Annotated in this window: 12 protein-coding genes and 1 pseudogene; 8 read left to right on the top strand and 5 right to left on the bottom strand. The window is 58.6% G+C overall.

Annotated elements, in window-relative coordinates; translation table 11 throughout:
• Positions 1 to 6 precede the first annotated feature (6 nt).
• From arsB to IF205_RS20610, 3 genes and pseudogenes are all read right to left on the bottom strand, one after another.
• Positions 7 to 1092 (bottom strand): ACR3 family arsenite efflux transporter, encoded by a 1086-nt coding sequence (gene arsB, locus IF205_RS01160; RefSeq protein ID WP_259781454.1) that lies wholly within the window; start codon positions 1090 to 1092, stop codon positions 7 to 9.
• Between the two features lie 49 nt (positions 1093 to 1141).
• Complete coding sequence (locus tag IF205_RS01155; protein ID WP_259781453.1) at positions 1142 to 1849, bottom strand: DUF3426 domain-containing protein; 708 nt, start codon at positions 1847 to 1849, stop codon at positions 1142 to 1144.
• 12 nt (positions 1850 to 1861) lie between these two features.
• A pseudogene (locus IF205_RS20610) lies at positions 1862 to 1960 on the bottom strand (DUF7836 family putative zinc-binding protein); the annotation flags it as partial.
• Between the two features lie 165 nt (positions 1961 to 2125).
• Between IF205_RS20610 and ftsE the strand changes: the two are divergent.
• From ftsE to IF205_RS01125, 6 genes are all read left to right on the top strand, one after another.
• Positions 2126 to 2842 carry a cell division ATP-binding protein FtsE gene (gene ftsE, locus IF205_RS01150; protein ID WP_259781452.1) on the top strand — a complete coding sequence of 239 codons (717 nt, stop codon included), beginning with the start codon at positions 2126 to 2128 and terminating at the stop codon, positions 2840 to 2842.
• Positions 2842 to 3726, top strand: coding sequence for a cell division protein FtsX (locus tag IF205_RS01145; RefSeq protein WP_259781451.1), 885 nt, complete (start codon positions 2842 to 2844; stop codon positions 3724 to 3726). Before ftsE ends, IF205_RS01145 begins: the two co-directional genes overlap by 1 nt.
• Positions 3727 to 3776: 50 nt before the next feature.
• Positions 3777 to 4370 carry a YdcF family protein gene (locus IF205_RS01140; RefSeq protein ID WP_259781450.1) on the top strand — a complete coding sequence of 198 codons (594 nt, stop codon included), beginning with the start codon at positions 3777 to 3779 and terminating at the stop codon, positions 4368 to 4370.
• A gap of 27 nt (positions 4371 to 4397) precedes the next feature.
• Complete coding sequence (locus IF205_RS01135) at positions 4398 to 5135, top strand: lysophospholipid acyltransferase family protein (RefSeq protein ID WP_259781449.1); 738 nt, start codon at positions 4398 to 4400, stop codon at positions 5133 to 5135.
• Between the two features lie 294 nt (positions 5136 to 5429).
• On the top strand, positions 5430 to 7721 hold the full coding sequence (locus IF205_RS01130) for an adenosylcobalamin-dependent ribonucleoside-diphosphate reductase (RefSeq protein ID WP_259781448.1): 2292 nt from the start codon (positions 5430 to 5432) through the stop codon (positions 7719 to 7721).
• Positions 7722 to 7832: 111 nt separating this feature from the next.
• Positions 7833 to 8144 carry a chorismate mutase gene (locus IF205_RS01125; protein WP_259781447.1) on the top strand — a complete coding sequence of 104 codons (312 nt, stop codon included), beginning with the start codon at positions 7833 to 7835 and terminating at the stop codon, positions 8142 to 8144.
• Positions 8145 to 8191: 47 nt separating this feature from the next.
• On the opposite strand, the gene IF205_RS01120 is transcribed toward IF205_RS01125, so the two are convergent.
• On the bottom strand, positions 8192 to 8488 hold the full coding sequence (locus IF205_RS01120; RefSeq protein WP_259781446.1) for a cupin domain-containing protein: 297 nt from the start codon (positions 8486 to 8488) through the stop codon (positions 8192 to 8194).
• A 110-nt stretch (positions 8489 to 8598) separates the two neighbouring features.
• The gene (gene tldD / locus IF205_RS01115) at positions 8599 to 10032 is read right to left on the bottom strand and encodes a metalloprotease TldD (RefSeq protein ID WP_259781445.1); all 1434 of its coding nucleotides are present in this window, start codon (positions 10030 to 10032) and stop codon (positions 8599 to 8601) included.
• A gap of 178 nt (positions 10033 to 10210) precedes the next feature.
• Here tldD and IF205_RS01110 point away from each other — a divergent pair, with 178 nt between their 5' ends.
• Positions 10211 to 11551: a DUF3422 family protein gene (locus IF205_RS01110; protein WP_259781444.1), complete on the top strand. Its 1341-nt coding sequence runs from the start codon at positions 10211 to 10213 to the stop codon at positions 11549 to 11551.
• Positions 11552 to 11884: 333 nt separating this feature from the next.
• Positions 11885 to 12736 carry a cytochrome c oxidase subunit II gene (gene coxB / locus IF205_RS01105; protein WP_259781443.1) on the top strand — a complete coding sequence of 284 codons (852 nt, stop codon included), beginning with the start codon at positions 11885 to 11887 and terminating at the stop codon, positions 12734 to 12736.
• Positions 12737 to 12751: the final 15 nt, after the last annotated feature.

Below are 12751 nucleotides of genomic sequence, written 5' to 3'. Positions count from 1 at the left end.
AGGCCTTCAGTTGGCCGGAAACATGTGTTTGCTGCGGTTTGCCAGGGCAACCAGTGACAACATGACCGGTACCTCCACCAGCACGCCGACGACGGTCGCCAGGGCGGCACCCGATTGCAGGCCAAAGAGGCTGATTGCGACCGCCACGGCCAGTTCAAAGAAATTGGAAGTGCCGATCAGGGCACAGGGGGCCGCAACATTATGCGGAATTCGCCAGAACCAGGCGGCGGCATAGGCGATCGTGAAAATACCGTAGGATTGCACGAGCAACGGTGCGGCAATCAGGGTGATGACCACGGGCTTGTCCAGAATGACCTGCCCCTGAAAGCCGAACAGCAAGACGACCATGGCCAGCAGGCCGAAGATAGAAAACGGCTTCACAATCGCCTCGAACCGCTGAACCGCATCCTTGCCGCTTTCACCCTGTCGCTTGTGCCCGATCAGCCACTTGCGGGTGATTGCCCCGCAAATCAGGGGAACCAGTACATAGAGCACGACAGAGATAACCAGTGTTTCCCAGGGCACGGTGATATCGGTGACGCCCAGTAAGAAAGCCACGATGGGGGCAAAGGCAAACACCATGATCAGGTCGTTGACGGAAACCTGTACCAGGGTATAGGTCGCATCGCCACGGGTTAGTTGCGACCAGACGAAAACCATCGCAGTGCAGGGGGCCGCGCCCAGCAGGATCAGACCGGCGATATAGGACTGGGCCTCCGCCGGGGAGATCAGGTCGGCAAACAGATACTGGAAGAACAGAACACCCAGGGCGGCCATGGTGAAGGGCTTGATCAGCCAGTTGACCGCGATGGTGACGACCAGGCCCTTGGGCTTGTCACCGATATGGCGCAGGCTGTTAAAATCGACATTCACCATCATCGGATAGACCATCGCCCAGATCAGCACCGCGACCGCAAAATTGACATTGGCGTATTCCAGCCGCGCCAATTGGTCGAAAAAGCCCGGTGCGAGTGAACCCAGCCCGATCCCCGTGGCAATACACAGGGCAACCCAAAGCGACAGCCATTTTTCAAAAAAGCCGATCTTCGCCGGGGCGGGTCGGGGTGGAAGTATGTTGTCGGACTCAGTCATTGTCGGCCCATGCTGCAATAGTCGTGTCGACGGCGATGGCCGTCAGGTCTCAATGCGTGCTGTTGTGTTCTTTGTCCCCGCTTGGCCCCATGGCCTCTTCATCGGTCTGGGTGATGAAGTCAATGCGCGTGCCGCCGGGCGGCGGGTTGTCGATATGGGCGGTGAAGGTTGCTTCCTCGCCGGGCAGAATCTCGTGCAGGTCGGGCCGGAAGGACCAGTGATAGATCACGCTGCCGGTCCGGTCCCGCAACTCACCCTTGATATAGGGAACCACAATGCTGTGGGCGGTGGGGTTCGTCATATAGCCGGTTACAACCAGATCGTCCTGGCCGTCTTCGCCTTTCACCACATCAATGGTGGCTTTTTTCGAGGCGAGGTCCAGGCCATAGCCGGGAATGGCCGCGTCAATGCCAAGGGCATGATAGACCTTTTGCGATGGCGGATAGGCGAGAACGACCTGCTCACGGTAGACATAAAGCGCGCCCGCACCTGCAAGGATCAGCAGGATCAGCACCAGCAGCGCCGTCGCGGGGCCAAATTTCCTTTTGGGTTTTTCCGCGCGTCGTATCGCGAAATTGGCAGGCGAAATCGGCGGCGGGCCATCTTCGAATTCCGGTGCCCGAGGCAGCGGCGGCTCCGGCTCCGGGACGGGATCGGCTGGTTCTTCGTCAAAGGCAGGCTCCGGTTCCGACGGTGTCGGCGGGACACTGTCAAAATCGAGGTCGGGAAATGCGTCTTCGGCATCGCCTTCCGGCATCGCATGCCACTTGTGCCCGCATTTCGCACATTTTACCATGCGCCCCGCAGGCGGAATCGCTTGCGGGTTGACTTTGAACTTGGTTGAGCACTCCGGACACTGAAGGATCATGACCCTTGGATAACCCCTATGGTAAACCCTGTTTTCTTTGTTATAGGTGGCGACCCGACCGGGTGCAATCTTAACCGACTCAAACAATTACGCCATTTTGTGGTTCTCTTTGTCAACGGACGCGACTAGGTATTTATGAAGACTGCGAACAGGGAACTGGTCTGAATGATCAAATTTGAGAATGTTGGCATGCGTTATGGCGCGGGACCGGAGGTCCTGCGGGATATTTCCTTTGCGCTGGAACCGGGCTCTTTTCATTTCCTGACCGGCTCCAGTGGTGCGGGCAAATCGTCTTTGTTGCGGTTGATGTATCTCGCCCACCGGCCCAGCCGCGGCCTGATTTCCTTTTTTGGCAAGGACACCGCGTCGATCTCCCGGCGCGATCTGCCGGACCTGCGTCGCCAGATCGGCGTCGTCTTCCAGGAATTCCGTTTGCTGGACCATCTGAGCGCCTTTGATAATGTGGCGTTGCCGCTGCGAATTGCCGGTGCGCGCGAAGACCTCATCTACAAACATGTGTCCGAACTTCTGGCCTGGGTCGGGCTCAAGGATCAGATGAAGGCGCGCCCGGTGACCCTGTCCGGCGGACAGAAACAGCGCGTTGCCATCGCGCGCGCGGTGATCAGCCGCCCGCGGCTGTTGCTGGCGGACGAACCGACAGGCAACGTGGACGATACGATTGCCGTGCGCCTGCTCTATTTGTTCGAGGAATTGAACCGGCAGGGAACGTCGGTCCTGATCGCCACCCATAACCATTCGCTGATCAAACGCTTTCCGCATCCGGTTCTGCATCTGGAACAGGGGGAGATGACGCAGTTTCCGGCGGGAACCCGCCCGGTGAACAAGGCACAGGCGGCGGCCGTGCCGCAGGGGGCGAAATAATGGCGAGTTTCGACAATATCCCTCTGGCAAAGGACCCGTCCACGCGTCTCGTTCCCTGGATCGTGGGCTTTATGGTATTTCTGGCGACATTGGCCTCTGCCGGTGGATTGCGCCTGACCGATATGGCGGACCAGTGGCGGGAAGGTCTGACCGGGACCATCACCATCCAGGTGCCGCCTTTGCCCGATGACAGCAAGGAAGAGACCGACGCGCGTGTTCAGGCCGCGCTGGATGTGGCTAAGCGAACCCTCGGGTTGGGCGAGGTGGATGTCCTGCCGGAAGAGAAAATGGCTGCCTTATTGGAGCCATGGTTGGGCAGTAGCCTCGACCCCAGTGCGCTACCGCTTCCCCACCTTCTTACCGCAGAAATCGAGGATGAAAGTCTTTTGGATCTGGAGGATTTACGACGCCGGCTGGACGCTGCCGCACCGGAAGCCGTTGTCGACGATCATCAAATCTGGCGGGAACGGATGGTAGGTCTTCTGCGCCTGCTGCAGCTCTTGGCTTGGACAGTGGTCGGGCTGGTCGGGGCCTGTGCGGCGATCATGGTGGTCTTTGCCACCCGTGGCGGCATGGCGACCCATCGTGACGTGGTGGAGGTTCTGCATTTGATCGGGGCAACCGACAGCTATATCGCCGGACAGTTTCAACGCCATACCCTGCGCGCGGCCATCTGGGGCGGCGGCCTGGGCAGTCTGGCAGCCGTCGGCATGATCGCCGTGCTGCTTTACATGGCCAGTGCCCTGAACCAGGACGGCGGCGCGCCTGCCTTGTTGGGCTGGACGGATTGGGCGGTTCTGGCGCTGGTGCCGGTCTCAACCGCCTTCATTGCCGTCGTGACCGCAAGGGTTACGGTGATCCGCGTGCTGGCGCGTTTGGTATAGGGGCGGCTTTTTTGGTTTTCAGGCGGAATAAGGGGCGCAAGAGGCGCGTATTGGCGGCGATCGTCCTGCTGTTTCTTCTCTGGGGCGGCGGCCTGTTCTATTTTGTCGGCCAGATTCCCAAGGAAACGGTCCGTAATCCGGAACTTGCGGATGCAATTGTGGTGCTCACCGGTGGCACCATGCGTCTGGAAACGGGCCTGGACCTTCTGTCCCAGGGCAAGGGGCAGAAGCTGTTTGTGTCCGGCGTACATCGTGGGGTGGATGTGGCGGAACTGATGCGGGTGTCACGCCAGTCCCCGGAAAAGGCGGATTGCTGCATCGCGCTGGGGTATGATGCGGACCACACGCGCGGCAATGCGGAGGAAACGGCCCGCTGGATCAAGGCAGAGGGCTATCGGTCGATCATCCTCGTAACGGCGGATTACCATATGCCGCGCAGCCTGCTGGAATTCGCTCATGCGCTGCCTGAAATCAAAATAATCCCGCATCCGGTCTTCCCGGAGCATGTGAAAACCAATCAATGGTACCGTTGGCCCGGTACTGCGCTCTTGATCATTGGGGAGTATACCAAGTATTTGGTAGCCCCATTGCGCTGGCTTTTGAGTTATGTGACCGAGGGGGTCGCCCAAACCGGCGGGGCATAAACGTTGCAGGAGCAAAACGGGGGCTTTATGGCGTATATCCGCTCTTTCCTATTCGGAGTCAGTTTCTACAGTCTGACGACCGTCCTTTGTTTCGCCTATCTGCCGCTGCTGTTGTTGCCTCGGCGGGGGTTCGCGCCCTTTGCACGCTTCTGGGTGCGCTGCAGCCTGTGTTTCCTGCGGGTCTTCAACGGGATCGACTATCGTATCCGCGGGCAGGAGCGCCTGCCTGACGAGCCGGTGATCTTTGCCAGCAAACACCAGTCTGCCTGGGAAACGCTTTCCCTTGCCGTGATCATGGATGACCCGGCCTTTGTCCTGAAAAAGGAACTGACCTGGATTCCCATCTTCGGCTGGTATCTGGCCAAGATGCAAAACGTCGCGGTTGACCGTTCCGCCGGGGCCAAGGCATTGAAGCAGATGGTGGACCAGACCAAGGAACGTCTGGACGAAGGGCGCCCGGTGGTCATTTTCCCGCAGGGAACCCGCACAGCCCCTGGCGACAAGAGCAAACCCTATCTGCCGGGTGTTGCCGCCCTTTACGGCAAGGCCAATGTTCCGGTCGTGCCGGTTGCATTGAATTCCGGGCTGTTTTGGCCGCGGCGTAAATTCCTGAAAAATCCGGGCACGATCACGCTGGAATATCTTGAACCGATTCCGCCGGGCCTGAACCGGAAGGTGTTCCTCAAGGAACTGGAGGGCCGGACCGAACAGGCCACGGACATCCTGGTTCAGGAAGAACGGAAACATCTGACGGCAGAAGCCTGACTGTCCGGCCAGGTTTTTGGATTGTTTCCGCAAGGGATAATGTACCGGCTTGTGGATAACTTTGTGGATGGGCGTCGGCCGATTTCGTCCTCAGACATTACGCCTTAATTACAAGGCCTTTCCCTGCTTACTTTACAGGTTCCCTCTATTATCGGGCGATAACCGTGATGTCCAAAGAGGAAACAATTTTACAAAAATCTGACAAAATAAAAAAATCATAGAAAAATTATAGCTTTCTCCAGGCCCGATCCCTGATCGCAAAAATTGTGTATACTGAGGCCTGGAGACCAAGCGATGACCTGGACAGAGTTTTCACGCCGTATCTGGGATATGAAATACCGGTTCAAGCAACCGGACGGCACGCCTGTGGACAATTCTCTGGAAGATAGTTGGCGACGCGTGGCCGATGCCCTGGCGGCGGTGGAAAGCGGTGGGGCTGCCAAACGCCGAAAGTGGGCGGATCGCTTTTATCAGGCCATGAGCGATTTCAATTTCCTGCCCGCCGGGAGAATTCTGGCCGGTGCCGGGACGGACCGCTCCGTCACGCTGTTCAACTGCTTTGTCATGGGGGCCATTCCCGACAGCCTGCCCGATATTTTCGATCACCTGCGCGAGGCGGCGGTCACCATGCAGCAGGGCGGCGGCATCGGCTATGATTTCTCCACGATCCGTCCGCGCGGGGCAGGCGTGTCCGGGGTCGGTGCAGATGCCTCCGGGCCGGTTTCCTTCATGCAGGTCTGGGATGCCATGTGCGCGACAATCATGAGCGCAGGCACAAGACGCGGGGCCATGATGGCGACCCTGCGCTGCGATCACCCGGATATCCTGGAGTTTGTGCAGGCCAAGGGTACGCCGGGGCTGCTCACAAATTTCAACATGTCGGTTCTGGCAACGGATGCCTTCATGCAGGCCATACGCGAAGGGGCGGACTGGCAACTGACCTTCGACGGCAAGACCTACCGGCGTATTGCGGCGCGCGATCTTTGGGATCGTATCATGCGGTCCACCTATGACCATGCGGAACCGGGCGTGATCTTCATCGACCGGATCAATGCCCGCAACAACCTGCATTATTGCGAGACGATCTCGGCGACCAATCCCTGCGGCGAACAACCCCTGCCGCCCTATGGTGCCTGTTTGCTGGGTTCCATCAATCTGGCGGCCCTGGTCGAGGACAGCTTTACCGGCAAGGCGCGTTTGAACGAAAAAAAACTGGCGGCGCTGGTGCCCGTGGTGGTGCGCATGATGGACAATGTCATTGACCTGTCCTGTTTCCCGTTGGATGCCCAACGTGTGGAGGCCCGGGCCAAACGCCGGATCGGCCTGGGCGTGACCGGGCTGGCGGATGCCCTGATCCAATGCCGCGTGCGTTATGGCTCCGCCGACAGTCTTGGTCTGATCGAAAAATGGCTGAAGGCGATCCAGCGCCACGCCTATCTGGCCTCCGTTGATCTGGCAGAGGAGAAGGGGGCCTTCCCGCTTTACGATGAAAAACCCTATCTTGGCGGTGAAACCGTAAAGGCGTTGGACAAGAATATTCGCGACGGCATTCGAAAACATGGAATCCGCAACGCGCTCGTGACCTCGATCGCGCCGACCGGCACGATTTCGCTGGTCGCCAATAACATCAGTTCGGGGATCGAGCCGGTCTTTTCCTTCAGTCATAAGCGCCGCGTTCTGATGCCGGACGGCAGGCGTGAGGAACACATGGTGATGAATAACGCCTATCGCCTGTTCCGGCGGAAATTCGGTGAGGAAACGGAGTTACCTGACTATTTCGTCGATGCCCAGACGCTGGAGGCGGATGATCACCTGAAGGTCCAGGCCGTGGCCCAGCGCTTTGTGGATAGTTCGATCTCCAAGACCATCAACCTGCCGGAGGAAACCGGCTTTGACGCGTTCAAGGATATCTATTTCAGGGCCTATGACATGGGCTGCAAGGGTTGTACGACATATCGCCCCAACCCGGTGACGGGCGCTGTCCTGCAGGCCGAAGACCGCTCGTTGCCGGAAAAATCCGAGGAAAAGACGGCAACGGTGGTCGTGGCGCAGCAGAATGAGGGGGATGTGGTTCACCTGACCCAGCCCCTCGCGCGGCCCGGCATCCTGGAAGGGCGGACCTATAAGATCAAATGGCCCGACAGCGATCATGCGATCTACATAACGGTCAATGATATCCGGGAAGGAGACCGCCTGCGCCCGTTCGAGGTCTTCATCAATTCAAAGAATATGGAACATTACGCCTGGACCGTGGCGCTGACCCGGATGATCAGTGCGGTTTTTCGCCGGGGAGGCGATGTCGCCTTCGTGGTGGAAGAGTTGAAAGCCGTCTTTGATCCGCGCGGTGGCTATTGGATGGACGGCCAGTATGTGCCCAGCCTGCTGGCGGCAATCGGCGGTGTGATTGAAAAGCATATGATCGAAATCGGCTTCCTGCCGGACCGGGAGGCGGTAAAAAAAGGCCGGTCCGAGCCGCCTTCGGGCATCGGGCGCGGCCGCTTCTGTCCGCGCTGCAGCCAGCCGGGGCTGCTGCGTCAGGAAGGCTGTGACGTCTGTCCCGACTGTGGCTGGTCGAAATGCGGATAGCCGCTGACCTCGGATTCCGGCCTGTGCGCTTATGTCAGTTTGCTACTCGCCGTTATCGGGGGTATAACGCGGCCAGATCAAATGACCGACGTAATCGGAAACCAGTAAAAAATGGCCGAAATCGAATATTGTGAAAGCATGGCGGACGTTCGCCGCAACGTTGACCGCCTGGATGTGGAAATCGTGAAACTGCTCACCGAGCGCGCCGCCTATGTGGCCCAGGCTGCCCGGATCAAGGACGACCCCAATACCGTTCGTCTGGAAGACCGGATCGAAGAGGTGGTCGCCAATGTGAAACGCCTTGCGACGGAAAGCGGCCTGAAGCCGGAAATCGTCGAGGCCGCCTACCGTCCGATGGTCGACGCCTATATCGACTTCGAGATGGAGGAATTCCACCGGATTCGCCAAACGGCCGATACATAGTCCGTTTTCTTCCGGAATTAGAAAGGGCCGCAATTTTGCGGCCCTTTTCATTCGCCGGTCGGGCGTAACTCCACTTCGACAAAGGCGATGACATGATCGGAGGCATTGATGACGTTATGTTCAACACCTGCTTCCCGGAAATAGCTTTGTCCGGTTTTCATCTCGGCAGTGGCGTCTGAGCCGTCGGGCAGGGTGATGCGAAGTTTGGCATCGCAGAGAGGGACGATCACATAGTCCCTCTCATGGCGGTGATGTCCGGTCTCTCCGCCCGGTTCCAACCGCCATTCTGTGACGACCACTTTGTCGTTGTCGATATGACCAATCGCCTGAACTGTATCGCTCATCAGAAATTCTCCATCCACTATGTCTTGCGAATGGAATAGTCCGGTGCCGAGCAAATAAATGATAGGGCCAGCCTCATAAGTTGAATGAGGCCAGCATTTTCTTGTTTGGGTTAAGCGGCGGTGCCGCCCACGGTCAGGCCGTCGAGGCGCATGGTGGGCTGGCCGACGCCGACGGGCACGCCCTGGCCGTCCTTGCCGCAGGTACCGATACCCGGGTCCAGTTCCATGTCGTTGCCGATCATGGAGACGCGGGTCAGGGCATCCGGGCCGTTGCCGATCAGGGTAGCCCCTTTCAGCGGTGCGCCGATCTTGCCGTTTTTCACGCGATAGGCCTCGGTGCAGGAGAACACAAATTTGCCGTTGGTGATATCCACCTGTCCGCCGCCGAAATTGACCGCATAGATACCGTCCTTCACGGATGCCAGGATTTCGCCCGGTTCCTTGTCTCCGGCCAGCATATAGGTGTTGGTCATACGTGGCATCGGCGCATGGGCGTGAGACTGGCGTCGACCGTTGCCGGTGGCCTTCATCCCCATCAACCGTGCGTTCATGCGGTCCTGCATGTAGCCGGTCAGGATGCCGTCCTCGATCAGGGTGGTCGACGACGTCGGGGTGCCTTCATCGTCGATGGTCAGCGATCCGCGGCGGTTTTCCAGCGTACCGTCGTCAACCACGGTAACGCCGGGGGCGGCAACGCGTTCACCCATCAGACCGGCGAAGGCCGATGTTTTCTTGCGGTTGAAGTCGCCTTCCAGGCCATGACCGATGGCTTCATGCAGCAACACACCCGGCCAGCCCGGTCCGAGAACCACGGTCATTTCACCGGCGGGTGCCGGTTCCGCATCCAGATTCAGTACCGCCTGGCGCAGGGCCTCGTCCACCTGGGCCTTCCAGGCGTCGGGCGCGACATAAAGGGAGAAGTCCTGACGGCCGCCAACGCCATGGCCGCCGGATTCCATCCGGTCGCCCTGGGCAACGACGACAGAAACATTCAGCCGGACGAGCGGCCGGATATCGGCAACATGCAGGCCGCCGGGGCGCACGATCTGGACCGCCTGCCACTCTCCGGCGATGGAGGCGCTGACCTGGGAGACGCGGCTGTCCTTGGCGCGGGCATAGGCGTCGATCTCGCGCAGCAGTTTTACCTTGTCTTCGAAGGAATAGCTGCCCAGCGGGTTCTGGTCGCTGTAAAGCGAACGGTTGGTCAGGGCAGGGGCATCGGCGAAGGTGCCGCCATGACCGGCATGCACAGCGCGTACGGTGTCGGCGGCGCGTTTCATGGCCGCTTCGCTCAGGTCCGAGGCATGGGCATAGCCGGAAACCTCGCCGGAGACGGCACGCAGGCCGAAACCCTGACTTGTGTCATAGCTGGCATTGCGGATTTTGCCATCTTCCAGGAAGACGCTTTCCGACTGGCAATATTCCAGGAAAAGCTCGCCGTCGTCGGCGCCATGGAGCGCGTCGTTGACGATCGTTTCAACCCGGCTGCGATCCAATCCGGCGCGTGTGAAGAAAAGCTCGTCGGTAAGCGCTAGGTCGGACATGGTCGATTCCTTCTAGTGTTGGCTCGTGTTGGTCGATGGTGCGGGCCCGATTCGTCCCGGCAAAGGGGCCTGACCCATCAGATTTATAGATGTGGGCTTTGCAGTCTGATTGCAATCTATGTTTAGTATATCCGCGACCAGAATAGGCGCGTTGCGCCAAAGTATAAAGGGCGGGCTCATGACTGAGCAGAAAAATATCCTTAGAACCAATGGAATCCCTGACGTGGAAGACCACCCCTTACGATATGACCTGACCAATGAATTGCATGCGCGGCCGTTTGAGCCGCTGAGCGCGCCGGAACAGATCACCTATTACGCCATGACCACCGGCGAGGGTGTGGCGAACCGTGACCGTGAACATGTATGCCGCCTGTGTGAGCGGTATGGCCTGCATCCGCCCGCCGCCAACGCAAGCCACTTCAGCGCCGATTTCGGTGAGTTCCGCCTGCGTTGGGAACGCCACACGGAATTCAGCACCTATGCAATCATGCGCAGCCTGAATGTGACCAGTCCTTTCATGGAGACGCCGGTTTCCTATGCCCCCAGCGAATGGATCGAGGCCATGCCGGGCCAGCGCCTGGTGGCCCTTCACATTGTTTTCCTGTCCTCACAGATGCCCAAGGTGAGTGATGAGGACCTGGACCGGTATTTCGTGACCGACAGTCTGGTGACAAGCGTGATCGGCGGGGGGGAGGCGCAGATATGGACGGACAACCGCATCCATTCCGACGGCCACAGCCGCATGATCATCCATGACTGGAGCCTGAAACCGCTGAAGGCCGGTCGGGTGATCCAGCGCCTGATGGAGGTCGAGACCTATCGCAACATGGCTTTGCTGTCGTTGCCCCTGGCGCGGTCGACCGGCCCGCAGACGGCGCATATCGATACGGCCCTGGCGGGGCTGACCAGCCGCATGGCGGAAACCAGCGGTGGCGATGCGACGGCCGAGGATGACAGCCAGATGCTGCAGGAACTCAGCGGTCTTTCCGCCCGGATAGAGCGGCTCTCCGCGTCGACCTCATACCGGTTCAGCGCCTCGCGCGCCTATTACGCCCTGATGGAGGCGCGGCTGAACGAGTTGCATGAAGAGCGTATTCCGGGTTTTCAGAACCTTGAGGAGTTTCTGGATCGCCGGATGGCGCCTGCCATGCGGACCTGCGAATCCGTATCCGAACGCCTGTCGGACCTTTCAAGGCGGGCGACCCGTGCGGCGAACCTGCTGCGCACCCGCGTGGATTTTGCCCTGGAGGCCCAGAACCAGGAGTTGCTGACGTCCATGGCGCGGCGCTCGCGCCTGCAGTTGCGTTTGCAGGAAACGGTTGAAGGCCTCTCTGTCGCGGCAATCACCTATTACACCGTCAGCCTGATCGGCTATGTGGCCAAGGCGGTGAAAGCCAACGGGGTGCATGTCCCGGTAGAGCTTGTGACGGGGATTTCCATCCCTGTGGTGGCCGTTCTGGTCTGGATGGGCGGGCGGCGTTTGCGCAAGGCCATTATGAAAAGTGAAAAGACGGGGTAATGACGGGGGGAAGAGGGTGCGACAGTCTGTCGCATCCTCTGTCTCCCCTGATGGTTGCGTTGCAACAGATCCGGTGAAAAATTGATTTAAATCAAGTTGTTGCTGCCTGATGCGAGTGAGTCGCAAGTTGTGTGGCGCCAAGTCATTGGAATACTTGCGGAAAGCCTCAGCTTGATTGATCCCGCAACGCGAATATGATCGCGGATAGTCCATGATTGGAATTCTGCGTCCGCAGTTCGTGGAGGAACGAAACTGCGGCTTATTGGCGCAGGGAGCAGTCTAGTCTCAGCGACCTGGTGATCGGGAGTGAACGGGTCAATGAAGGGATGGGGAATGATGAGAGTGATTTATAGAGTGTTCGCGCTTGCCGCGGCATTCCTGGGCCTATCCCAGGTTTCCGCATTTGCGGCGGACCCTCAGAACTACCAATTGGGGTTGTCCAAACCGGTCGATCCTACTGCTGCTGAGCAGGTTTGGTTCCATAACGACCTGATGTTGCCGATTATTACGGTGATTACGGTTTTTGTGCTGTTCCTGCTGCTTTTCACCTGCTGGCGTTTTTCTGAAAAACGCAATCCGAAACCGTCGAAAACCACGCATAACTCCATGTTGGAAGTTGCGTGGACTTTGATTCCGGTTCTGATTCTGGTGGCAATCGCGCCGTTCTCGCTGCGTTTGCTTTATGAATCGGACGATACGACCAATGCAGAGATGAATATCAAAATCACTGGTCACCAGTGGTATTGGTCCTATGAGTATCCGGATCAGGACAACATTGCGTTCGATTCGCTGATCATGGCGCGTACCCATGAGGAAGCGGCAGAACAGAATGTCAAACGTCTGATGGACGTGGACAACCCGATGGTTGTTCCCACCGGCACCGAGATCCGCGTGCTGATTACGTCCGGCGACGTTATTCACAACTGGGCCGTTTCTGAATTCGGTGTTCGTACCGATGCCGTTCCCGGCCGGTTGAATGAAGAAGGCTTCATGATCCCGGAAGGCAAGGAAGGAATGTATTACGGCTTCTGTTCGGAGCTGTGTGGTACGGACCACGCCTTCATGCCGATCGCGGTCAAGGCGGTTTCCAAGGCCGATTTCGCCAAATGGGTCGAAAAAGCCAAGGAAGAATTTGCATCCAACGACGTCGAGCCGACGTTCAAGGTTGCAAGCCTCCTGAACTGATTTCGGGCTAAGGGA

Source organism: Aestuariispira ectoiniformans, from assembly GCF_025136295.1.
Taxonomy (GTDB): domain Bacteria; phylum Pseudomonadota; class Alphaproteobacteria; order UBA8366; family Aestuariispiraceae; genus Aestuariispira_A; species Aestuariispira_A ectoiniformans.
This window is presented reverse-complemented; position numbering and strand designations above follow the sequence as displayed.